This window comes from Acinetobacter sp. V91_7, assembly GCF_031799075.1.
Lineage (GTDB): Bacteria > Pseudomonadota > Gammaproteobacteria > Pseudomonadales > Moraxellaceae > Acinetobacter > Acinetobacter calcoaceticus.
Genome location: NZ_JAVQNT010000040.1, coordinates 60,991 through 83,125 on the forward strand (window position 1 = coordinate 60,991; position 22,135 = coordinate 83,125).

At 38.5% G+C, this 22,135-nt stretch carries 23 protein-coding genes and 1 pseudogene; 15 read left to right on the top strand and 9 right to left on the bottom strand.

Annotated features, from left to right (window positions below; all coding sequences use genetic code 11):
* The first annotated feature begins 125 nt into the window (after nt 1-125).
* The 3 genes from RMB03_RS13125 (at nt 126) to RMB03_RS13135 (ending at nt 3,677) form a co-directional block, all read left to right on the top strand.
* On the top strand, nt 126-572 hold the full coding sequence (locus RMB03_RS13125; protein ID WP_311076553.1) for a pilin: 447 nt from the start codon (nt 126-128) through the stop codon (nt 570-572).
* 58 nt (nt 573-630) lie between these two features.
* Nucleotides 631-1,944 (top strand): O-antigen ligase family protein, encoded by a 1,314-nt coding sequence (locus tag RMB03_RS13130; protein ID WP_311076554.1) that lies wholly within the window; start codon nt 631-633, stop codon nt 1,942-1,944.
* Between the two features lie 104 nt (nt 1,945-2,048).
* On the top strand, nt 2,049-3,677 hold the full coding sequence (locus RMB03_RS13135) for a Wzy polymerase domain-containing protein (RefSeq protein WP_311076555.1): 1,629 nt from the start codon (nt 2,049-2,051) through the stop codon (nt 3,675-3,677).
* Nucleotides 3,678-3,720: 43 nt separating this feature from the next.
* Here the strand turns inward: RMB03_RS13135 and bfr are convergent, their stop codons facing one another.
* The 7 genes and pseudogenes from bfr to gmk form a co-directional block, all read right to left on the bottom strand.
* Nucleotides 3,721-4,185 (bottom strand): bacterioferritin, encoded by a 465-nt coding sequence (bfr, locus tag RMB03_RS13140; protein ID WP_005038304.1) that lies wholly within the window; start codon nt 4,183-4,185, stop codon nt 3,721-3,723.
* A 245-nt stretch (nt 4,186-4,430) separates the two neighbouring features.
* Nucleotides 4,431-4,625 carry a bacterioferritin-associated ferredoxin gene (locus RMB03_RS13145; RefSeq protein WP_004639703.1) on the bottom strand — a complete coding sequence of 65 codons (195 nt, stop codon included), beginning with the start codon at nt 4,623-4,625 and terminating at the stop codon, nt 4,431-4,433.
* Between the two features lie 219 nt (nt 4,626-4,844).
* A complete protein-coding gene (locus tag RMB03_RS13150) occupies nt 4,845-5,228 on the bottom strand; it encodes a RidA family protein (RefSeq protein WP_311076556.1) in 384 nt (127 codons plus the stop codon).
* Nucleotides 5,229-5,371: 143 nt separating this feature from the next.
* On the bottom strand, nt 5,372-7,477 hold the full coding sequence (locus tag RMB03_RS13155) for an HD domain-containing protein (protein ID WP_309951696.1): 2,106 nt from the start codon (nt 7,475-7,477) through the stop codon (nt 5,372-5,374).
* 39 nt (nt 7,478-7,516) lie between these two features.
* Nucleotides 7,517-7,606: pseudogene (locus tag RMB03_RS13160) on the bottom strand (hypothetical protein); the annotation flags it as partial.
* Nucleotides 7,607-7,686: 80 nt separating this feature from the next.
* On the bottom strand, nt 7,687-7,965 hold the full coding sequence (rpoZ, locus tag RMB03_RS13165) for a DNA-directed RNA polymerase subunit omega (RefSeq protein ID WP_002116990.1): 279 nt from the start codon (nt 7,963-7,965) through the stop codon (nt 7,687-7,689).
* Between the two features lie 72 nt (nt 7,966-8,037).
* The gene (gmk, locus tag RMB03_RS13170) at nt 8,038-8,667 is read right to left on the bottom strand and encodes a guanylate kinase (RefSeq protein WP_003653783.1); all 630 of its coding nucleotides are present in this window, start codon (nt 8,665-8,667) and stop codon (nt 8,038-8,040) included.
* Nucleotides 8,668-8,789: 122 nt separating this feature from the next.
* On the opposite strand from gmk, the gene ispH reads away from it, so the two are divergent.
* The 12 genes from ispH to rplS all read left to right on the top strand — a co-directional run bounded on the left by ispH (nt 8,790) and on the right by rplS (nt 19,873).
* A complete protein-coding gene (ispH, locus tag RMB03_RS13175) occupies nt 8,790-9,740 on the top strand; it encodes a 4-hydroxy-3-methylbut-2-enyl diphosphate reductase (protein WP_003653781.1) in 951 nt (316 codons plus the stop codon).
* 171 nt (nt 9,741-9,911) lie between these two features.
* Nucleotides 9,912-10,385 (top strand): Tfp pilus assembly protein FimT/FimU, encoded by a 474-nt coding sequence (locus RMB03_RS13180; RefSeq protein ID WP_003653780.1) that lies wholly within the window; start codon nt 9,912-9,914, stop codon nt 10,383-10,385.
* Nucleotides 10,379-10,939 (top strand): type IV pilus modification protein PilV, encoded by a 561-nt coding sequence (gene pilV, locus RMB03_RS13185; RefSeq protein WP_311076557.1) that lies wholly within the window; start codon nt 10,379-10,381, stop codon nt 10,937-10,939. The genes RMB03_RS13180 and pilV overlap by 7 nt, the downstream gene beginning before the upstream one ends.
* Nucleotides 10,939-11,940, top strand: coding sequence for a PilW family protein (locus RMB03_RS13190; RefSeq protein ID WP_311076558.1), 1,002 nt, complete (start codon nt 10,939-10,941; stop codon nt 11,938-11,940). The genes pilV and RMB03_RS13190 overlap by 1 nt, the downstream gene beginning before the upstream one ends.
* Nucleotides 11,937-12,746, top strand: a complete 810-nt coding sequence (locus RMB03_RS13195; RefSeq protein ID WP_205468452.1) for a PilX N-terminal domain-containing pilus assembly protein — start codon at nt 11,937-11,939, stop codon at nt 12,744-12,746. Before RMB03_RS13190 ends, RMB03_RS13195 begins: the two co-directional genes overlap by 4 nt.
* An 11-nt stretch (nt 12,747-12,757) precedes the next feature.
* Nucleotides 12,758-16,603, top strand: a complete 3,846-nt coding sequence (locus tag RMB03_RS13200) for a PilC/PilY family type IV pilus protein (protein WP_311076559.1) — start codon at nt 12,758-12,760, stop codon at nt 16,601-16,603.
* A 10-nt stretch (nt 16,604-16,613) separates the two neighbouring features.
* A complete protein-coding gene (locus tag RMB03_RS13205; RefSeq protein ID WP_209831817.1) occupies nt 16,614-17,096 on the top strand; it encodes a type IV pilin protein in 483 nt (160 codons plus the stop codon).
* The gene (locus RMB03_RS13210; protein WP_311076560.1) at nt 17,093-17,518 is read left to right on the top strand and encodes a type IV pilin protein; all 426 of its coding nucleotides are present in this window, start codon (nt 17,093-17,095) and stop codon (nt 17,516-17,518) included. The genes RMB03_RS13205 and RMB03_RS13210 overlap by 4 nt, the downstream gene beginning before the upstream one ends.
* A 147-nt stretch (nt 17,519-17,665) precedes the next feature.
* Nucleotides 17,666-17,917 (top strand): 30S ribosomal protein S16, encoded by a 252-nt coding sequence (rpsP, locus tag RMB03_RS13215; RefSeq protein WP_000260334.1) that lies wholly within the window; start codon nt 17,666-17,668, stop codon nt 17,915-17,917.
* Between the two features lie 21 nt (nt 17,918-17,938).
* Nucleotides 17,939-18,487 carry a ribosome maturation factor RimM gene (rimM, locus tag RMB03_RS13220; RefSeq protein WP_311076561.1) on the top strand — a complete coding sequence of 183 codons (549 nt, stop codon included), beginning with the start codon at nt 17,939-17,941 and terminating at the stop codon, nt 18,485-18,487.
* Nucleotides 18,488-18,529: 42 nt separating this feature from the next.
* Nucleotides 18,530-19,285 (top strand): tRNA (guanosine(37)-N1)-methyltransferase TrmD, encoded by a 756-nt coding sequence (gene trmD / locus RMB03_RS13225; protein WP_311076562.1) that lies wholly within the window; start codon nt 18,530-18,532, stop codon nt 19,283-19,285.
* A 219-nt stretch (nt 19,286-19,504) separates the two neighbouring features.
* Complete coding sequence (rplS, locus tag RMB03_RS13230; RefSeq protein WP_231762436.1) at nt 19,505-19,873, top strand: 50S ribosomal protein L19; 369 nt, start codon at nt 19,505-19,507, stop codon at nt 19,871-19,873.
* Nucleotides 19,874-19,925: 52 nt separating this feature from the next.
* On the opposite strand, the gene RMB03_RS13235 is transcribed toward rplS, so the two are convergent.
* Both RMB03_RS13235 and RMB03_RS13240 read right to left on the bottom strand, forming a co-directional pair.
* Nucleotides 19,926-20,867: a triacylglycerol lipase gene (locus RMB03_RS13235; protein ID WP_311076593.1), complete on the bottom strand. Its 942-nt coding sequence runs from the start codon at nt 20,865-20,867 to the stop codon at nt 19,926-19,928.
* Between the two features lie 116 nt (nt 20,868-20,983).
* A complete protein-coding gene (locus tag RMB03_RS13240) occupies nt 20,984-22,015 on the bottom strand; it encodes a lipase secretion chaperone (RefSeq protein ID WP_311076563.1) in 1,032 nt (343 codons plus the stop codon).
* Between the last annotated feature and the right edge of the window lie 120 nt (nt 22,016-22,135).

Sequence of the window (22,135 nt, forward strand, 5' to 3'; positions counted from 1 at the left end):
ATTTAAGAATTAATATAAGTTTTTGTTTTATAAATAAAATAAAAGTTGGCATGGTTTCTGCATTATAGTTGATAGCTAAAAAAGCTTATATAAAAACATACATACAATCTTTGGGGAAAAAGGCTATGAATGCACAAAAAGGTTTTACATTAATTGAACTTATGATCGTTGTTGCGATTATCGGGATTTTGGCGGCAATTGCGATTCCTGCTTATCAGGATTATATAGTTCGTTCTAAAGTGACAGAAGGTTTAAATTTAGCATCTTCTTATAAAACTGTAATTGCAGAGAATGCCGGAAATGGAGCCTCTAGTTTAATTTTAGGAGTTCCTAATTTTAGTGCAACTGAAAATGTTGAGTCTATTACATCAGATGCAACAACTGGTAAAATTGACATTAAATATACAGCTAAAGCAAAAGCTTTAACTTTAACTTTAACTCCATTTGATGGTAAAGAGGGTGGTACGGCGCTTAAAGCGGGTACTGTACCAACAAATCAAATTACTTGGGTTTGTAAAGTTGATAAGGCTGACAATGCTAAATATGTTCCTGCAAACTGCCGTGGTTCGTAATTAACCTGATTATTAAAGAGAGGTTGCTACCTCTCTTTTTTTATTGAAGAAAATAAAAATGTTAAAAAATAATATACTATTCCTATTAATAGGCATTTATCTTATTGCAGCCTTATTGGGGTATCAAATTGAATGGTCAGTTTTCCAATATGATGAGCTTCGGCTACTACAGTTTCCTTTAGCGATATATGCTTTATTAATTTTAATTTTCACAAAAAAAATAGAATACTCGATCTTTACTCAAATTATTTTTTCCTTTATCGGTATATTAATTTCTATACAGGTAACCAATTATAATATTTTTCAGTTTCAAGAACTTTGGTCGGCGATAGCATTATTATTCATATTGTCTGCTTCAATATATACATTAAAGAATATAGAAAACATAAAACATGGTATTGCATTAATCATCTTTTCTGCATTTATTCCTTGTTTATTTATTTGCATTTCTATCACTAATTTTATTCTATGTAAACAATGGATTGACTGGCAATTTAACTCTGGCACAATTCGAATCTATGACAGCGTCATAGTGCCCATTTTCTTTTTCCTGATTTTTTTGAGAAATAAGCAGTATCCTTATATTTATTACTTTTATCCGGTAGCCGTGTTCTTTTTTACCTTGGCATGGTTGTTTGATGGTGCAAGGTCAGCGTTACTAGCAATAATGACTGGTTTATTTTATTTATTTATTTTTTCTAAGCAAAATCGAAATCTGATTCTACAAGCTATTGGGTATATGCTATTCGCATTTCTGGTTCACAAGGCAGTGGTTTATCTTGCAGATAAAAACACTATGACGGTATTACGTACAGGAACATCTTTACGTTCAGAAATGTGGAGGTTTGTATTTGAACAATGGAAAGCAACACCATGGTCTGGAGTTGGGGGAGGTTATCTGGCGAAGATCCAATATGGTTATGGACATCATATGCATAACCTATATTTAAGATTGATTTTTGAGTGGGGAATTGTCGGGGTTATATTTTTAGTTTGGATAATTTATCAAGTTGTTAGGTTGTTCATAGATAAGGGTGTTTTACCTATTGCAAAAGCTGGTGTAGCTGCGGTTTTAATTGATGCGATGTTTTCGGGAAGTATGGTCTATCCCGCTTCACAAATTGCTTGTGTATTATTTATCTCATTTGCTGTTTCTCAGCGGCAACAGTCTAAAGAATATTTTAAATATTCTTATGGAGTTACAAAAATACTTATTAGCTTATGGGGAGCTTTATTCTTATACATTACAATAATGTATTTAGGACAAGATCTAACTTGCTGGGGGTGTACGAGTTATGTCGGACGGATGGCACCAAATTTTTGGGAGTATGGTAGTACACAGCACTTGATACCAGCTTCACAAATTCCTTAATTTTTTATAGTAAATTTTATTAAGCCTTTTCATTGAGACTTCATACATTCTTTTTTAGGCTTCCATGTATAATTCTCTCAAATTTTGATCTTTAACCTATCGCTATGCAAGTATTCTTCCTATTCCTCGCTGCAACCCTGTTGGGCTTTGCATGGTTGTCTCCATTTCACTATAGCCCTTGGGTTATGTTCTCAAGTGAAGTGAGTGCTTTTGGGGCTGGATTATGCGTATTAGCCGCTCTGATTCAGCAAAATATTAAAATTCCTAGAGCACAACTATTGTTGCTGCCATTTACTTTAATTCCAATAGTGCAGTGGGGTTTTGGTTTAGTTTTTGATTTGAGCACAGCCTTATTGAGTTCATTTTACTTGCTTGGTTTTTGGTTTATGGTCTTGGCAGGTTACAACCTATCTTTAGAGCAACAAAAGCGAGATCAAATCTTTTCTGGTTTTAGCTTACTTGTAATGATTGTATCCGTTGCCACTAGCTTCATTGCAATTTGCCAGTGGTTAGATATTGAGTCACATTTTGTTCATATGCTTCATCTGATCGGTAACCGTCCTTATGGTAACTTTGGTCAACCTAATAATATGGCAACTTTCTTAATTGTTGGGTTGTTAGGGTGTTTGTATTTATATGAAAAGAACAAAGTAACAATCTGGTTGTTATTGCCTTCAGCACTGATTATTCTGTTCACAATTGCATTGAGTCAATCACGTACATCATGGGTTGTTTTTCCATTTTTGCTCATCTATTGGGTAATTAAGCAGTTTAGAAAGCAAAAAAGATTTGGATTTATTCAGGGTCTTTTATGGTGCGTTGGTTTCTTTGTTATTGCAGGTATAATTCTACCCTTCGCAACAAGCCTAATTGAAGCATGGTCAAGCGCAGATGTAACTGAAGCAAGTACTTTGGTAGAGCGAGCAAGCTCAGGATATTTACGATTTAATATCTGGTCACAAATGTTGCTTGCAGTCCAGCAGCACCCTTGGTTGGGGTATGGCTGGAATCAAACCAGTGTAGCGCAAATGACGGTTTACCATGCTTTTCCGACAGGAGAGTGGACCACCAGTGCCCATAACGTACTACTCGATTTGATTATCTGGAATGGTATTGTTTTAGGTACTGTAATCATTGCCTATTTTGCATGTTGGTTCCTTTGGTTAAATCAACAGGCTAAAGATACCATTTCGATTATAGCGATTATGATGGTGTGTACAGTGCTTATTCATGCCATGTTGGAGTTCCCACAGCGCTACGCTTATTTCTTACTTACCTGCGGTTTCTTGCTTGGTATTGTTCAGGCACAGACTCCAGTAATCAAAGGCATCGTGCTTAATAAGCAAATTTTTCGCTTAATATGGGTAGTCAGTTTACTGCTTATTATTGCGATTTTACGTGATTACAATGTCTATGTTCTGAATAGTGATTTGCTTTTCAGTAATAAGCGTCCAAATGCAGAGTTCATGGGAAGCCGTAACATTCTTGTTTTAACACAGTTTGATAAACGTTTAAAATGGATTGAACTTAATCCCCAAATTATACTATCTGAGGCTGATTTAGTTGAGTGGGAAAATTTTGTAAAGAATAAACCTACTCCATATAACTTACGCAAATATGTAAAATTGCTGGCTTATAACGGAAAAGTAGAGCAAGCACAGCAGCAAATATTTATTTTACAGCACCTGTATAAGCAAAAAATAACGCTACCAGAGTTATTAAAAGAAAAGTAATAAAAAAATCCCCTTGTACTCAAGGGGATTTTTTTATGAGAAATTACATTTGACTCTGGATGTAATTTTCAATGCCAACGTTGCCGATAAGGTCAATCTGAGTATCTAACCAGTCCCAATATTCTTCTTCTTTCTCTAAAATTTCTTGAACGAGATCACGAGTTACATAGTCTTGCTCAGTTTCAGCTAAAGCTACTGCTTGCTGAATCGCCTCTATATTTTCTTTCACTTTACGAATGTCACAGTGTAGGACTTCTTCGGTGTGCTGACCAATGTAAAGTTTACCTAAATGCTGAAGATTAGGCAGGCCTTCCAAAAACAAAATACGTTCAATAATTTTGTCTGCATGCTTCATTTGACGAATTGATTCTTTATATTCGGCAGAACCTAGCTGTTCAATTCCCCAATCATTAAACATGCGTGAATGTAAAAAGTATTGATTAATTGCAGTTAAATGATGATACAGCACTTGGTTAAGCTGATTAATGACATCACGATTGCCTTTCATTGTAGCTACTCCAAAACAATTTCTGCCTTAATCCAATTAAGGCAATCTATAAAACCATTTTAGTGAACAATCATGGATATGGCGAGTAGTTTATGGAACAGCAAATGAAAATCGCAATCAAAAACAACACAATATTAGTACAGGAAAGTTTTCTGCCAAAAAAAACCGCTTGAATGAGGAACTATTAACGTTCCGCAAAAAGCGGTGGAGGAGCTAATAAATACGGTTAAATGTTTATAATTCTTTTACGCAGCTACGGAAATACGAGCAGCGATTTCTGATAATTCTTCACTAATAATAGCACGTGCTTCTGGTGCACAGCGTCCACAGCAAGTACCGAGATCAAGCAAGTCGCGAATTTCGCGATAGCTTTCAGCGCCATTTTCAACAGCGTCTTTAATATCTTGATCGGTAATGCCACGACACAAGCAAACGTACATGGGAGTGATCCCCAAATATAAATGCGATAATTGATATTATTGATAATTATTATCGTTTGTCAATGAAATTCATTTAAAATCTCATTTATTATTATTGGGATTTTGGATAAAAAAATACCACCTGAGCGGAAATCTGAGTGGTGTTCAGATTTTACGCAAGGGTGGTACCTAATTTAGAGCTAAATATTTTTTAATTTCGAGTGTTTAATATTTTGTATCTTATTGATTGATAATAACAATACCATCCATCTCTACTAATGCACTTTTAGGTAGACTAGCTACACCTAATGCTGCACGGGCAGGATACGGTTGAGCAAAATATTCACCCATAATTTGGTTTACAAGTTGGAAATTTGATAAATCCGTTAGGAAAATATTAAGTTTGGCAATGTCTGCAAGTGAACCACCAGCAGCTTCACAAACCGCTTTTAAATTATCAAATACACGGCGAATTTGAGCTTCGATACCTTCTACAAGTTCCATACTGTATGGGTCTAAACCAATCTGCCCTGATAGATATAGCGTATTGTCTACTAAAATAGCTTGAGAGTATGTGCCGATAGCAGCAGGGGCATTTTCAGTATGAATCACTTGGCGGGACATTTGGTTCTCCTTGATTAAATCTCTTTCCATCATAATCGATGATAGGTTTGGACAAAAGTATCATCGATTTAATTGATTAAGTGGATTTGGAAAGTTTGATTTTGTTAAAGAAACATAAACCTGACCAATAGCTCTTGTAAAGACTAGCTTACTTTTGAAACTTCCATTTGGGGATTAGCAGCATCCAAACGTTCAATACGCGGGAAACCATAATGCATACGTAAGTCACGGATGACTTTTGCAATATGTTTACGGTTGTTAACTACAATATTAACAAAAGTTCTTTGCTCATTTGAATGAACCATCTCTACCCCAGCATTATTTTTACGACATTGATAGATCAGGTCTGATATCTGTTCATCATTCATTGCCATATCTATAGCGAGGTAGGCGGTAAAACGTACATCATCTACATCATCTGCTTTCCATTGAAGCGGCATAATATTCTCAGGATGTAGATGTTGTTCATGTAGCAAGTTATGGCAGCGGATGCGATGCACAATTAACCCACGACGTGTTAAGTGCCCCTGAATTGGGTCACCTAAAACTGGATTGCAGCAATGCGCATATTTAACGTCGATACCTTCAGTACTCTGAATAAGTCGATCTGAGTTTTCTACTTGAGGGTGTTTGTCATGAGCAAATAGGTGATTAGCCACAAGTTGAGGAAGTAAGTCACCAACCGCAATTTGTTCAAACAAAGTATTTTTGTTATCGATGTGACGCCACTGCAGTAAATCTAACCAGTCAGCATCAGAGAGATCACTGATCGAACGATTGAAAAGTTTTAATGCACGGGAAAGTGCTTGCTCACCGACAAGACGCTGTTCTTCTATTTCTTGATCTTTAAGAACATGTTGTAAAGCACGACGGGCTTTTTGCGTATTAATAAAGCTTAACCAGTCTGGATTTGGTGTTGCTAAAACATCCGTAATAACTTCGATGACCTGACCGCTAATTAACGGTGTAGATAATGGTTTAATCTCACCATCCACTTTTGCACCAACTGCATGGTTACCTAAAAATAAACTTGCTGAATAAGCAAAATCAACTACGGTAGCACCTTGTGGTAATTCATGGAGTTGACCATGTGGTGTGTAAACCCAAATTTTTTCTTGATGTAAGTAATCTAGTAAATCATTGAAAGTTGTTTTTGCACATTCTCCATCGATAAGCGTATTCAGGTTTTGCATAGAGGCCTGAATGGCTGAGCGACAAGTTTGTGGTGCATTTTCACCGAGCACTACCCCAAAGCGGGCAGCTTTACGCATAAGCTCGGTTTGAATAGTCAGAGATAGTGTGGTTTTTTCGCCTTTAAGTTTAATCAGTAAAGATTGATTGCCACCAGGTAGTGGACGACGGATATGGTCTTGATATTGGATGACTTGGAAATTTTCTCTTAAAGCATCAACTAGGCGGTCACAGTCGGCAATTGTTTGTAAAACAATTTCAAAAGCATGGCTATGGGTAAGCTCTTGTAAATCCATCTCATTTTTAACGAAATGGCGTAATAATTCGATATTGTTATTTTTCTTTTTAATGCGGCCTTGAATATGATAGTTGTGGAGAAGTTCAGCGAGGTTTTGTTCCCAAATACTTTGATATTTACATCGCTCTGGTTTGGTTTGACGTAGTGCATTTTGCACGTTATCAAACATATCAAGATCAAGATTTTGATAACAAAGATTTTCTAGATTATCGCCCATTTCGTTCATGCCGACTAATCTTGCCATTGGCACAAAGATATCAAGAGTTTCTTGAGCAATACGGGCGCGTTTATCTGGACGTAAAGCACCTAGAGTTGTCATATTATGATAGCGATCGGCTAATTTAATAATAATGACACGTGGGTCCTGTAGGGTCGCTTGCAAGATTTTTCGGAATGAGGCGGCCTTGTTATATTCTTTATCACTTGACTGGCTAAGTTTGGTTACACCGTCAACCAGCTCGGCAACTGTCAGACCGAACTTTTCAGTAATATCTTCTTTTGTATATTGAGTGTCTTCAATAACATCATGCAAAAGTGCTGCCATTAAAGTTTCAGCATCTAAACGCATGTTCGCAAGAATACAGCTGACAGCAATTGGATGCAGAATGTAGGGTTCACCACTTTTACGTGTAATGCCAGTATGCGCTAGATCGGCAAAATCACAGGCAGCAAGCACTTTCTCGACCTCACTTACCGATAAGTAAGGGTCGATAATCAATTTAAGCTGTTGCTTGGCTTGGCTGACCTCTTCGCCTGGCATAAATCACCCTTTTTCCTAATGCTGAGAAACTAAATCTATCTACTTCTTAATGAAAAGCATATTGCGGAACTTGTCAATTTTTTCATTTGAAAAAGTGTATTTTTTTTTCAATGAAAATAATTGCTTTTTTCAATATCTTTAAATTCAAGACAAAGCCAAATAAAAAACCACCGCAGAAAAACGATGGTTTTTTTATGAAACAGAATTAATTAGAAAGAAAAACCTTCTAAATTCAAGCTGTTTGTAGAAAGAGCAAGATCAAGACTAGAAGTTTGATAATCTTGTTCACGTTGTTTAAGAATTTCTTTCGTAACGTGTCCTGCCGCGATTTCGCGCAAAGAAACTACAGTCGGTTTGTCGTTATCCCATTCTACAGTTGGCTCCATGCCTTGACGTGCCAATTGACGAGCACGTTTACTTGCAACGAGCACAAGCTCAAAACGGTTGTCTACATGATCTAAACAATCTTCAACGGTGACGCGTGCCATAAAAGTTCTCGTTTTGGAATGGTGAATTTGAACAGACTAAACAGTATAAAAGGCTTTCGATCCAGACTCAAGTTATTCCTGTTTTGGTTGAGGAGTAATCAAGTCTTGAATTAATGTTTGATGACGTTTTGCTTGCTGGGATAACACTAAACGGTTTGCTGTAATCACAGCTTCAAGCTCATGTAAGGCTTTATTAAAATCATCATTAATAATGATGTAATCAAAGTTCGTGTAATGCTGCATATCTTCAACTGCACAGCTTAAACGATGTTCAATGACGTCAACTGAGTCAGTACCGCGATTAGATAAACGCTGACGTAAGTCAAACTGTGTTGGCGGTAAAATAAATATTTGCTTGGATTCAGGAAAAAGTTTGCGTACTTGCTCTGCACCTTGCCAATCAATTTCAAGTAGAACATCGTGCCCTTGAGCTAACTGTTGTTTTACAGTTGCTTGAGAAGTGCCATAGTAATTACCAAATACTTCAGCGTATTCGATAAAGCCTTCATGGTTTACTTGGTCTAGAAAGTCATCTTTTGTAGTGAAGTGATAGTGAACACCATCTAACTCACCAGGACGTTGACCTCGGGTAGTATGCGAGACTGAAACATGTAAATTGCTTACACGGTCAAGCAGGGCTTTCACCAAAGATGTTTTGCCTGTTCCTGATGCAGCAGAAACGACAAACAATAGACCCGACATGATATTTTTCCTGATATGATAAAATATCTTCGCTATTGTAGTGTACCGTGCGTTTAAACTGAATAGTTTTAATTGCAAAAATTCAAGAGAAATTCCCCTGTTTTATTAATTTTGAGGCTGTTATGGAAATTGTGTTAGCTAATCCGCGTGGTTTTTGTGCCGGTGTTGATCGAGCCATAGCAATCGTCAATCGGGCTTTAGAATGTTTTAATCCTCCTATTTATGTGCGTCATGAAGTTGTACACAATAAATTTGTGGTAGATGACTTACGTCAAAGAGGGGCAGTTTTTGTTGATGAACTAGATCAGGTTCCGGATGACTCAATTGTAATTTTTAGTGCACACGGTGTTTCAAAAGCTGTTCAGCAAGAAGCGGAGCGCCGAGGTTTAAAAGTATTTGATGCGACTTGCCCTTTGGTTACCAAAGTTCATATTGAAGTGACTAAATATGCGCGTGAAGGTACTGAAGCAATTTTAATTGGTCATGAAGGGCACCCAGAAGTTGAAGGAACAATGGGTCAATATGACAAATTAAAAGGTGGTGACATTTATCTGGTTGAAGATGAAGCGGATGTTGCAGCACTTGCAGTAAGACATCCTGAAAAACTTGCATTTGTAACTCAAACAACTTTATCAATTGATGATACGGCCAAAGTTATTGATGCTTTACGTGCAAAATTTCCTCATATTCAAGGGCCACGTAAAGACGATATTTGCTACGCAACTCAAAACAGACAGGATGCTGTACGTGACTTGGCCGAACAGTGTGATGTTGTATTGGTCGTAGGTTCACCTAACTCATCAAATTCAAATCGTTTACGCGAGCTTGCAGAGCGTATGGGCAAAGCAGCTTACCTTGTAGATAATGCTGATCAGTTAGAACAGTCATGGTTCAATGATACTTGCAAAATTGGTGTGACAGCGGGTGCTTCAGCACCGGAAATTCTAATTAAGCAAGTGATTCAACGTTTACAAGACTGGGGAGCGCAAGCACCTAAAGAATTAGATGGACGTGAAGAGAACATAACCTTTAGTCTTCCTAAAGAATTACGCATTCACGTGACTCAAGCATAAAGTGTGACTTATTTAACATACTGATTTTAAAATAGTAAAACAGATAATTGTTGATGTGACGATTATCTGTTTTTTTATACCCTTTATCTGCTTTGTATTTGTTTTGTAAATCTAAACCGTAAAATTTAAATAATAAATAAAAATTTTTAAGTTTATTTGGGGTTTCTGGGGATGAGGGGAATTATTCCGCAAGACGGGTTCACCTTGGTTGAGCTCATGGTAACGATTGCAGTAATGGCTATTATTGCGATGATGGCTGCGCCGTCTATGTCGAATTTATTAGAAAGCAAACGACTAGATGGAAATCAACGAGATCTAATCAATACTTTGTCTGAAGCAAAGAGCCAAGCCATACTTGGTCGACAAGACGTTTCTATTAATCTGAATTCAACAGCCTCAAATACACCAACTTCTTTGAATTGGAAAATTGCTTCCAACAACACTCTTGAGCTCAAAAATATAGCTGCTGATGGTACGCAAAGTTCATTAACAGCGACGACTTTAACTTTTAATGCGAATGGGGTGATAACCAATATCACCCAAGACACACTTTTATCTATTTGTAATTCAAAAATAAATAAAAAGAAAATTCTTATTTTGACAAAGCTTGGCACATTAATTTTTAAAGCTGAGGAGACATGTTGATGCGAAGCTCTAAGCAAAAAGCTCAAGCTGGGGTTGGTTTATTAGAAGTGTTGGTCGCTTTAATTTTACTTGCAATAGGAATTTTAGGATATGTTGCTTTGCAAGTTCGGGCTATGGATGCTTCTTCAGAAGCATTAAGTAAGTCTCAAGCTATTATGATTATGAGAGGATTAGCGGAAAATATTCGCGTAAATAGTTCTCAAGCTAGTCAATATCCTGCATTTGTCCGTAGTTATAGTAATTATTTATCTACCACCACGGCCCCTACATTATGCTTCAACACAGCCTGTACACCTTCTCAGCTTGCCCAATTTGATGCATATCAAGCAGCAAGAAATGCTGATCAACTTGGCATGAAAATCACAATGACAAATTGCCCTGGGGTTACAAGCACAATGACCCAGCAGAGGCAATGTCTGTTTGTTTTTTGGGGAAAAACCTCTCCAGTAATTACAACAAATGAAGGAGTCACTAGCGCGGATGTGTCGAGCTGTATGAGTACAAATGGCGTTTATGTCAATAATTCGAATTGTTTAATGATGGAGGCATATTAATGGCTCACTCATTTGTACCGTGGAAGCAACGAGGCTTTACATTAATTGAGCTTATGGTCGCATTAGCTTTAGGCCTAATTTTAGTAGCCGCGGCGACTCAATTATTTATTGGTGGACTTCTATCCAGCCGTCTACAAAAAGCAAATGCTGAAATACAAGATAGCGGTATTTTTGGTTTGGAATATATCGCACGTGATATACGTCTTCTAAATTATGGAAATGTGACCAACCCAATATTAACTGATACCACACCTTGGGGAGGTATTGTATTAACCGGTTCAACAGCAACTAACAATAACAACGTCAATTTTGTCCCTAATGTTGGAGCGAATACTTATATTGCTGACACATTATTAAGTCGTGGTGCAGGGGATACGGTAAGTACCGTTAGTAATCACTGGAAAGGCCTTTCAAATATACAGAATAGTTCAAACGCTGCTGTGCAAAGTGATCAGCTGAATATTCAATTTATTGCTCCTACTAATATGACCAATTGCGAAGGTGTGAATGTACTTGCAGGGGATTTAATTGTAGAGCGTTATTTTTTACGTCTGGATAGTAATGGTAGTTCCCAGCAAGATTATGCACTTGCATGTGATGCAAATACTCCCTCTACTGTAGCCACAGCTCAACCGACCACTATTGCTGGGTTGGGCGACGCTGGTCAAATTGTATTGCCGCGTATTGACCATTTCCATGTGTTGTTTGGTGCAAAAAATGCGGCTGGCAATTTTGCTTATTATACTATTCCCCAATATCGCGCTGCTGCACAGGCTGCCCGAGATGTTACACCATCAGTGATGCCGCCACGAATTCTTTCAATACAAATATCTGTATTAGCGCGCTCTACTAATAATGCCCAAAACAAAGCCATAGATCCCGCGCAGTCTTTTCTTATGCTAGATCAAACCGTGCATGCTTCTGATAATACAACTCGATTCTTACGCCGCACTTATAACGTAACAATTGCTCTACGCAATGCGATGGGGGAGAGTCTATGACCCATTTAATTCATAAAAGTAGATCTAAGGAAAAAGGGGCAACTCTTATTGTTGTGCTTATTATTTTATTGGTTGTTATTTCTGTAGGTGTTTTAGCAATAAGAGTAGCTATTGTTTCTTTAAAAGTTGCTACTAATAGCCAAGTTAGCCAATTAAATTTTCAATCATCTGACACACCTTTAGAACTCATTGTGCAGATGAATCCTACCACCTTAACTAATATTACTAATGTGATTGGTGCCGCGCTCAAAGAGCACGAAAGTAACCCTGGCGCAGAATACAACTTTTGTTATAAGCCTATTTCTACATCAACAAATTTTGCTCAGACCAGAGGTGCAAGTTTACTTCGAGCAGGAAGTGCTAATAATGCAGTCGTCGAAGATGGGGGAGTGGCAGGTTTTTGTGATTTAACAAGTGACTATGGAAGTAATCGCCAAGCGGTGGTTACACAAGTTGCCGTAAGTATTCCAACAGATGCTGCAAGTGATATTCCAGGTTCAAATTTACCACGGGGAACAAACACCTCTGAAGGTACACAACTACCTAAAAGCATGCTGTCTGCACAACGTATTCGAGTGATTACAACTGCTTTTTTGCCAGTCTATGCATCTACCTCTATAGAAACTTTACAAAGAGATTGCTTAAGCACGAGTTCGGCAAAAATTAGCGACAATTTTGATACTGCATTAACGGCTAAGCAAACATTGGCGGAGTGTTTGGCTAATCATAACGTGCCTTTTAGTACTCAAGTTCAAGAATTTAACTATACCAATAAGCTCACTCAAATTACGGCACCAGGTTCATAACGGGGAATATCGTGAAACTAAAATTGAAGAATTTTAAGCCAAATAATTTATGGTATGCCATCTGTTCGAGTTCGGTTGCTTTTACATGGCTAATCACAAGCTCCGTTGTGCAGGCGAGTGATTTACAAATTTATGCATCGCCTACAGCAGGTAAAAAAACGATTGTGATGATGTTAGATACCTCCGGGAGTATGACATCTAATAGTTATAACGAAAATCGCTTGGCTATGCTTAAAAATGGTATGAATGCTTTTTTAGCCAGCAATAATCCTGTTTTAAATGATACTCGTGTGGGCTTAGGTAATTTCTCTGCAAATGGTGATAGTCGAAGTGGGCAAATTTTGGTGGCTGCTGCTCCTTTAGGAGATGCAAGTACTTTAAATACGGTGGGGTCTCAGCGCTATAAATTAAAACAGGCAGTTGCAAATTTATCTGCTGGTGGGTCAACACCTTCAGCACATGCTTATGCAGAAGCTGCTGCTTATTTGATGGGTACAACGACATATTCAGAAACGGATTATGTTATTCGTAAAGAAAGCTATATCAAACGAGTAAGGCGATCCGATAATAAAACTGAATACTCATCTTGCACCAATTCTTCACAAATTGATATTAATACTTTAAGTCAAGCATGCCGTTCTAATGGCTGGAGTAGTTGGACCACGTTCAATCCTGGAGTAAATACATTAACAGATTATGAGACTTCATCTGATCGGTATTATGATTATACTTATTACTACACCACCTTTAATTACGCTACAGCAAACGCAGATAGTGGTATCCCAAAATCAAAATCAAACGATACAGCCAGCAACCCGAATATTGTTGTAGATAGAAATGCCTCTAATTTAAATGCTATTTACCAATCTCCTTTGCCAGCGGTGGCCAATCGCCAGAGTTGTGATGGGCAAGGTATCTACTTTTTATCAGATGGAGAGCCGAACAATACAACAAATACACGTTCAGCAACTGTAATGTCGACAGCCCTAGGCAGCACTTTGGGAGCAAATTTTACTTGTTCTGGAGGTTTGTCTAACACGACAGCAGAGTCTGGTTGGGCTTGTATGGGGGAATTTGCAAAAAGATTATTTGATAAAACAAAAAACCCAGCTGGAGTTTCTATTCAAACAGCATTTGTCGGTTTTGGTAGTGACTTTTCTAGTTTAAGTTCTTCTGATGTAAAGAATGCCTGTCGTTTAAGTTCGAGAACCCAATCTGAGCGAAAAGGAGATGATGCGTGTTCACCGAATCAGACCACAAATGCGGTCGCTGCGCCTGGTTATGGAAATGGTGGTTTTTTCCCTACCCAAAGTGCGCAAGGGGTAACGAGTAGTGTTATTACATTTATTAATAATTTAGATAAAGTCCCTTTAGAGCCTTTAACAACAGGTGCAATCTCTGTTCCGTATGATGCGTTAAATCCAAAAAATTTACAGGAATATGGTTATTTACGTGCTTTTGAGCCTAACCCCGCCAATACGTATTTAACATGGAGAGGAAATCTAAAGAAATATCATGTTGTTTTATCAGGAACAAATGCTGGGGCTTTTGAGGCTAATACGGGGGGATTAGTCTACAACGCAAGTGGAGCATTTAGAACGGGTACGAAGGATTACTGGAATAGTTCTAATTATAACGATGGGGGTAAAGTCTTTTTAGGTGGTTCATATGCAAAAGTTCCTGTACCAATTGTGGGGCAAAATGAAACACGTGATGAAGAAGGAAATATCACAAAATATTATTACGCAGTACAAAGTAAAATCCGCAACTTATTTACTGATGTTTCCGCCGTTGCAGCGGATGGTAGCTTAACGAAAATATCGACTTCTGGAACTAATTTGCTAAAAATTCCCGCTGCCCCACTAGAAGGAACTAATCCTTTTGATAGTGTTGCTAATACAGCAAGTTATGTTTTAGGAAAATTTGATGCCTCAACTGGACAAGATATTTTAAAAGCTTTCCCGATTAGCTTGAAATTGAAAATATTAAATTATCTAGGTTATTCAACTGATATTGGTGCGGCCACTTTACCTTCCTCCTTGGTTACATCGAATGAACCGTATTTATCTATGGGCGGCAGTATTCACTCTTTACCAGTACAGCTTACCTATAATGGAACATTAGATGAAAATGGGAATTTAACATCTGCTCGAGAGCAATCCATTCTCTATGGAACGATGGAAGGCGGTTTACATATTGTTGATGCTTCAACTGGTGTGGAACAAATGGCTTTCGTTCCTGCCGATATATTAAATGATCCCGTTGCATCAAAAGCTTTAGTTGTTGGCCAAAGTGATGCCTCAGCTCCTGCTCACGGTATGGATGGGGCTTGGGTATCTGACCCTGCATATAGTATTACTACCACAGGAAGTGGTAGTGCTGCAGTTTCGAAAGTGACTGCAAAGCAAATGAATATTTATGGTGGCATGCGAATGGGTGGCAGCAGTTATTATGGCTTAAATGTCTTAAATCCTGCTTCACCTAAGCTTCTCTTTAGAGTAGGAGTAGACCAAACTGATTATAGTCGTATGGGGCAGAGTTGGTCTAAACCTGTACTGGCAAATATTCGTTACAACGGGTCTATCAAACGAGTGATGATCGTTGGTGGTGGCTATGACCAATGTTATGAAAAACCAAATATTACCTTGAGCGACTCTTGCTTTACGAATGGAAAAGCAAAAGGAAATGCTGTTTATATTATTGATGCCAAAACTGGGGAGCGCTTATGGTGGACTAGTGACACAGGCTCTAATATTGATAACTCTAATATGAAGCATAGTATTGTTAGTCGTATTAGTACATTAGATCGAGACGCTGATGGTTTAGTAGACCATTTATATTTCGGTGATTTAGGCGGACAAGTCTTCCGTATCGATCTTAATAATAACCAGACAAAAACGAATTCGACTTATAGTAGCTTTGGTATTCGAGTTGTTCGATTAGCCAATTTAGCAACGAATGATTCCACTTATGATAGCTCGAACGATTATACAGGTGGGAATGCGCCGCGTTTTTATGAACCTCCTACAGTTACCATACATGATTATGGCATCCGCACTTTTATTACTGTAGGTATTGCTTCAGGTGACCGTAGTACCCCATTGGATGTTTATCCGCTTACAGGGCGTGAAGGTATGTCACCTAGCACAGCATTAAGCGGACGTCCTGTAAATAATGTCTATGGAATTATCGACAAAGACTTTATTAAAAAGAATCTAATGTCTTTAACTGATAGCCAACTTGAAACAAAAGATATTACTCGATCGGCTCTTAGAAAAAATCCACAAATTTTACGATCTGGAGAAACACGAGTAGCACAAATTTTCTTTCCAAATACGGGGACGGGCCAAGGTGGTTGGTATCGTTCACTTTCTAGTACGAGCGGTGGTACAGAGAAAGCCAATAATAGTTTCCGTATTAAAGGTGGACTAAAAGCTTTTGAAGAGCCAATGGCAATTACGGGGACTTTAATTGTGCCTGTTTATGACCCGCAGGGAACAGGCATTGTGGCGGCAGACCCATGTTTACCACGTGTGGTAGGTGAAACGGATCAGCAGACTTACTGTTTACCATTTGGAGCCTGTCTTAATTCTGATGGATCCATTGATCAGAATAAAGAAGATCCTAGCGGGTTTCAAACACAAACAGGTGGTAACTGCCCAGCAGGAGTTTCTGAATGTAATAAAAACGTCATTGGCTCAGGTATTCGTAGCGTGACATTTGTACCAACTGAGGATAACCCACCAGCTACAAATAGTTGTGGGAAGTTAAAATTGTCTGGTAATGAGCAAGGAACTGGACAGTGGCAATGTACCAGTCATTTAGTTCCTACGCGTTGGTATGAGCGTTATCGCTAAGGGATGACTTATGAATAAATACTATATTCTGCGGTTTAATCAGGGTGTTACCTTGATTGAACTCATGGTTGTCATAGTGATTGTCGCTATTTTTGCCTCGATTGCTATCCCTTCATATCAAAGTTATAACCGTAGAGCGACTGCCTCTGCTGCTAAAGGTGAAATTCTAAAATTGGCAGAACAATTGGAACGGCATAAATCCAAGAATTTTACCTATAGAGGATTTACCACCACATCTGTAACGTTGCCACGGGGTGGTTATACGATTGAAATTAGTGATGACACAACAGCAGGAAATTTATTGACGAATGGTGCTGCAAATGGGCAGACATGGGTCATTAAAGCGACAACTACAGATTCAAAAAATTTTAATTTTATTGCTAAAAATTCAGGTTTGCGTTGCCAAAGTTTAACAGCTACGGCTGTTGATAATGACTGTGGTGGAACAGTCACTTGCAATGTATGTGAAACAAATAGTGAGAATTGGCAATGAAGAATGGTTTTACCTTAATAGAACTTATGATTGTAGTAGCGATAATTGCAATTTTAGCAGCTATAGCTACACCTTCATATTTGCAATATTTACGTAAAGGACATCGTACAGCTGTTCAATCTGAAATGATGAATATTGCCCAAACATTAGAATCAGAAAAAATAGTTCACAATCGTTACCCATCGAATGCGACTATTACATCGATTTATGGTTCTAGTGTAAGTCCTCAACAAGGCCAGGCCTTATATAAATTGGCTTTTGCTAACATAACTGATTCAAGTTGGGTATTAACAGCTACACCTATTTCTACTACTTCTCAGGCCAGTGATGGGATCATTTGTCTTAATGATCAAGGGCAAAAGTTTTGGGAAAAAGCTGCAACTGATTGTGCGTTATCTGCTACATCAAATTGGCTACAGTAGTTTTAAATTCAAAACTGCGGATAACTCAAAATTTAATCTTTCTTTCATGGTGAAAATCACGTAGAATGTTGCCCTCTATGAAAGGGGTTTGAAGTGTTGCCGATGGTCGGCGCAGGGATAATCCGTAAGAATTATAAGGCTTTTATCATGGTTGTTATTCGTTTAGCACGTGGCGGCGCAAAAAAACGTCCATTCTATCAAATCGTTGTGACTGATAGCCGCAATGCACGTGATGGTCGTTTCATCGAGCGTATCGGTTTCTTTAACCCGACTGCACAAGGTCAAGCAGAAAAACTTCGTTTAGATGCAGACCGTTTTGCTCATTGGGTTTCTCAAGGTGCTCAACCTTCTGAACGTGTTGCTTCTTTAGCTGCTCAAGCTAAAAAAGCTACTGCATAATTTTTTTGTAGTAGGTAACCCATGACATCAACAAAGAATGTTCCCGAAGATCGTATTCAGATTGGACAGTTACGTTCAGCTTATGGATTGAATGGGTGGCTCTGGGTGTATTCAAATACAGAACCCATGAGCAATATGTTTGACTACCTGCCTTGGTACATTGAGACCAAGGCCGGTTGGCAAACAATAGATGTAAAACGTTGGAAACCACATGGCAAAGGTCTAGTTGTTGCTTTGAAAGGTGTGAGTGATCGCACTGGAGCAGAAAACTTGGTTGGCGCTAATATCTGGGTTGCTAAGTCTCAACTGCCAAAAGCAGATGTAGATGAGTACTATTGGTCAGATTTAAAAGGCTTAACAGTGTTAGGTCTGGATGATGAAGAACAGGAAGTAAACTTAGGTAAAATTCATGAGTTGTTTGAAACTGGAGCCAATGATGTGATGGTGGTGCATGCTACCCCAGACAGTATTGATTCAGAAGAACGCATGATTCCTTGGCATAAAGATGTAGTACAACGTGTTGATCTTGAAGCTGGTCGTATTTACGTCAATTGGGGCGTAGATTATTAATCCTTTTAGGATTAATACAGCAGGAAAATAGAGGAGTCTGTGATGTTTTTTGCAGTCATTACGCTTTTTCCTGAAATGTTTGAAGCGATTACAGCCTACGGCATCAGCGGACGTGCGGCAAAACGGGATATTGTACAAGTTACTTGTATTAATCCACGTGATTTTGCTGAGGGAAACTATAGAAGAGTGGATGAACGTCCATTTGGTGGTGGCCCTGGAATGGTGATGATGGCTGAGCCTTTGGCGAAAGCAATTAATCATGCTAAACAGCTTGCCTCACAAGCAGGATATGTTCATGTTCCTGTAGTGTATATGTCTCCACAAGGCAAAACCTTAAATGAACAGGCAGTACAGCAGTTTGTTGATTACGACGGCTTAATTGTACTGTGTGGACGTTATGAAGGGGTGGATGAACGTTTGATCCAGCAATATGTTGATCAGGAATGGTCAATTGGTGATTATGTTTTATCTGGTGGTGAACTGCCCGCTATGGTGTTACTTGACAGTATTATTCGCCGTTTGCCGAATGTAATGTCAGATGAACAGTCAGCAGTACAAGATTCTTTTGTTGATGGTCTTTTAGATTGTCCACAATATACAAAGCCAGACCATTTTGAGGGGCAGGATGTACCAGAAGTTTTAAAATCTGGACATCATGGCAATATCGAAAAATGGCGCTTTTTGCAGCGGTATCAACGAACTTTAGAACGTCGACCAGAGTTGGCTGAAAAAGTAGAGTTGAATAAGCAGCAGAAAAAGTGGCTAAAAGATGCGCAAGGGAGTGGTGGTAATTCTTAACCGCTATTCTCAGGAACGAAAGTTCTGCAAAAATACGAGAAGCAGTGCTTCGAGTTAAAGCATGATTCTATTTAATGAATAGTTTTATGTATATTCTAAGGCTCTTTATAGACATATTGTCATAAAGGGAAAGATAAACGGGTTGATATGCGCTTTAGCCTCTATCCCCAGCGGAACCTCAGACCTCTTCTGACTCCGCACATATTGGAGATTCCCACAATGAGTGGTAAACATCCTTTAGTTCAAATTATTGAAAATGCACAGTTAAAAACTGATATCCCTGCTTTTGCTCCTGGCGACACTGTTATTGTCCAAGTTAAAGTAAAAGAAGGTGAGCGTGAGCGTCTTCAGGCATTTGAAGGTGTTGTAATCGCGAAGAAAAACCGTGGTTTAAACTCTGCATTTACAGTTCGTAAAATTTCTAGCGGTGTTGGTGTTGAGCGTGTATTCCAAACTCACTCACCAGTTGTTGCTAAAATCGAAGTGAAACGTCGTGGTGACGTTCGTCGTGCTAAACTTTACTACCTCCGTGAGTTGTCTGGTAAAGCTGCACGTATTCGTGAAAAATTACCAGCTCGTAAAGCGTAAGCTTATACCGAGTAAAAAAATGCGCCTTTTGGCGCATTTTTTTGTTTGAAAATTATAGTCCTTGTAGTTTTAAACGGTTTGCATGTTGACGGTAAACCGAGACAGGATCTGAAGCAAAAATAGAACGTATTCCTAGTACTTGGTTCACTTCATCTAAATGATTCCAGTTGTAATCATCACGGATGGTTTTACCAAATTTAGCGCTGCATCGTGAAACAAGCCCATCATTATCACCAAACAGATCGACTACTAGACTACTGCCTGTAAGGGCAATATCAAATGGGTCTAGTGGATTAGTCAGAGCTTTATTTCCTGAGAAAGAATACATATAAATGCCTTTGTCTTGATATGCCCCCTCACCACAAGAAGTAGTTGGCATACCTATAGGAAATTGAGCATTAAACTGAGCTGAACCTTTAGTTGATAAGCTATGAGCACCTGCTAAAGAGTCGTGCGGATAACTTGTCGGATCTAGACCTCCTGCCCAAGTAATTGCTGCTGAAAACCAGTTTACTAAAGTTGCCACGCCTGCAAGAGGAGTACCCTCAACATTCAGGATGACATCTGCCATTGGTGATCCCTTATGAGGTGCGCCAATCGTTGTGAGTGATGCCACTTTTTCTGGCATGATACCAGCCACATAGCGAATTGTTGGCCCCCCGTGGCTATGACCGATTAAGTTGACTTTAGGTTTGCCAGTAATGGCAATAATCTCTTCAACTTGCTGTGCAAGTTGTTCTCCACGCACTTCTGTTGAGTTAAATGGTGAGACTCTTGTTGCCCAGACATTTCCTCCATTACGGGCAAGATCAGGAAGAATTTGGTACCAATAATCAAGACCAAGCGTATCTGTTCCAACTCGGCTAAAGCCTGCCATACCGTGGTTAAAAACCAGTGGATATTTTGTTTGTGCGTAAGATGAATATACGAACGAGCTTTTAACTTGTTCAGCATTTGTTGCATGGGCCGCTGAAATACTCAGTCCTGAGAGCATTGCAGCGCAGAAAAACATTAACTTCCTTTTCATTTTTTACTCACTATTTTTATTTTGTATGAAAAGCAGCTTCTTACTGCTAGTGAATGTTAGCCAGTTCCCAAAAAAGGAAAGGCTTAGTAACTAAATGGCAGTTCACCTCCCTGATCATGGACCGTTTCAAAAGTTCGAAGTCTTAGTTGTTCTTGTGATGAATTGAATTGTTGTTGACGTAACTGCTGAATCGCTTGGTTTTTGGCGCTATCACTCATGTTACTTTTAATAATTTCATCTCGACCATCGAGGTAACTGGTGACTCTTTGTTGCCAAGCATTCCGTTGTGTATCTAAAGTTTCTAATCTTTGAGTCGCCTCAGCTCCAACAAGTGCTGTACGCATTTGCCGAAGTTCTTCTGCTGAACCATCGCGTGCTTTAATTTGTTTGGTCAGTGTATGTAAATCATCAAGTTTGGAGAGTTCTTGTAGGTTGTGTTGCCAGTCTTCTGGAAGTTCTTCAAAACGCTCTTTAAGCTTTCGTGCTTTTTCAATTTCACTTAAAGAAGAGTCCTCAAGTATCTGCATTCGATCTAGCGTATAGTTCTGATAGATATCTTCGCTAGAGAAGAGTCCTTCAATTTCAGAAGTAGAAAAAAAGCGTTTTCTTATATCTTGGATCGAATTAAAAATCTTTTGAAAATAATTTTTATCTTGTTGCTTTACTGAAGGTGCTTGGATTTGGGCAAGCTGTTCACGATATTTTAAATAACGGGTCCATAAGTCCATAATCTGTGAGCGAGCTGGCTCTAGATATTGTCCTTGAATAAATTTCCCAAAGTGAATTTTGATTTGTTCTAAATCATTTTCGCCATATTGAGTAATAAAATATTCAAAGCAGTCGCGGGTTTGACTATTCACGACCAAATATTGAGAACTATCAATTTTTAACTGGCAGTTAACTTCGGTGTCTTGCTGACTTCTACTATGGTACGTATCTTCGTTTAGCGATGGATGATCTGTATGAGGAGATGATGCTAAATTTTGACCTTTATTTTCACTCATCTGAGCTGATGTGTTTTTTGAGTCAGGACTTAACCAATATACACATGCAATGAGGCTCAAAATAAAAAATCCGAGCACACACCACAATACCTTCTTCTGCATCCCTTGCATAAAGATATCTTCCTTAAGTTTTAATTTGTTGTTTTTTTACTCGATTATTAATGTGCCATAAAATAAGTGAAAAGGCACCTAAATATTGTGAAAATATCTTGCCGAATTTGCTAACATGTC

Excerpts from the sequence above, each read along its gene's own strand:
- RMB03_RS13125 (WP_311076553.1), top strand. The coding sequence starts at position 126 with ATGAATGCACAAAAAGGTTTTACATTAATTGAACTTATGATCGTTGTT.
- RMB03_RS13130 (WP_311076554.1), top strand. The coding sequence starts at position 631 with ATGTTAAAAAATAATATACTATTCCTATTAATAGGCATTTATCTTATT.
- RMB03_RS13135 (WP_311076555.1), top strand. The coding sequence starts at position 2,049 with ATGCAAGTATTCTTCCTATTCCTCGCTGCAACCCTGTTGGGCTTTGCA.
- bfr (WP_005038304.1), bottom strand. The coding sequence starts at position 4,185 with ATGAAAGGCAATCGTGATGTCATTAATCAGCTTAACCAAGTGCTGTAT.
- RMB03_RS13145 (WP_004639703.1), bottom strand. The coding sequence starts at position 4,625 with ATGTACGTTTGCTTGTGTCGTGGCATTACCGATCAAGATATTAAAGAC.
- RMB03_RS13150 (WP_311076556.1), bottom strand. The coding sequence starts at position 5,228 with ATGTCCCGCCAAGTGATTCATACTGAAAATGCCCCTGCTGCTATCGGC.
- RMB03_RS13155 (WP_309951696.1), bottom strand. The coding sequence starts at position 7,477 with ATGCCAGGCGAAGAGGTCAGCCAAGCCAAGCAACAGCTTAAATTGATT.
- rpoZ (WP_002116990.1), bottom strand. The coding sequence starts at position 7,965 with ATGGCACGCGTCACCGTTGAAGATTGTTTAGATCATGTAGACAACCGT.
- gmk (WP_003653783.1), bottom strand. The coding sequence starts at position 8,667 with ATGTCGGGTCTATTGTTTGTCGTTTCTGCTGCATCAGGAACAGGCAAA.
- ispH (WP_003653781.1), top strand. The coding sequence starts at position 8,790 with ATGGAAATTGTGTTAGCTAATCCGCGTGGTTTTTGTGCCGGTGTTGAT.
- RMB03_RS13180 (WP_003653780.1), top strand. The coding sequence starts at position 9,912 with ATGAGGGGAATTATTCCGCAAGACGGGTTCACCTTGGTTGAGCTCATG.
- pilV (WP_311076557.1), top strand. The coding sequence starts at position 10,379 with ATGTTGATGCGAAGCTCTAAGCAAAAAGCTCAAGCTGGGGTTGGTTTA.
- RMB03_RS13190 (WP_311076558.1), top strand. The coding sequence starts at position 10,939 with ATGGCTCACTCATTTGTACCGTGGAAGCAACGAGGCTTTACATTAATT.
- RMB03_RS13195 (WP_205468452.1), top strand. The coding sequence starts at position 11,937 with ATGACCCATTTAATTCATAAAAGTAGATCTAAGGAAAAAGGGGCAACT.
- RMB03_RS13205 (WP_209831817.1), top strand. The coding sequence starts at position 16,614 with ATGAATAAATACTATATTCTGCGGTTTAATCAGGGTGTTACCTTGATT.
- RMB03_RS13210 (WP_311076560.1), top strand. The coding sequence starts at position 17,093 with ATGAAGAATGGTTTTACCTTAATAGAACTTATGATTGTAGTAGCGATA.
- rpsP (WP_000260334.1), top strand. The coding sequence starts at position 17,666 with ATGGTTGTTATTCGTTTAGCACGTGGCGGCGCAAAAAAACGTCCATTC.
- rimM (WP_311076561.1), top strand. The coding sequence starts at position 17,939 with ATGACATCAACAAAGAATGTTCCCGAAGATCGTATTCAGATTGGACAG.
- trmD (WP_311076562.1), top strand. The coding sequence starts at position 18,530 with ATGTTTTTTGCAGTCATTACGCTTTTTCCTGAAATGTTTGAAGCGATT.
- rplS (WP_231762436.1), top strand. The coding sequence starts at position 19,505 with ATGAGTGGTAAACATCCTTTAGTTCAAATTATTGAAAATGCACAGTTA.
- RMB03_RS13235 (WP_311076593.1), bottom strand. The coding sequence starts at position 20,867 with ATGCTCTCAGGACTGAGTATTTCAGCGGCCCATGCAACAAATGCTGAA.
- RMB03_RS13240 (WP_311076563.1), bottom strand. The coding sequence starts at position 22,015 with ATGCAAGGGATGCAGAAGAAGGTATTGTGGTGTGTGCTCGGATTTTTT.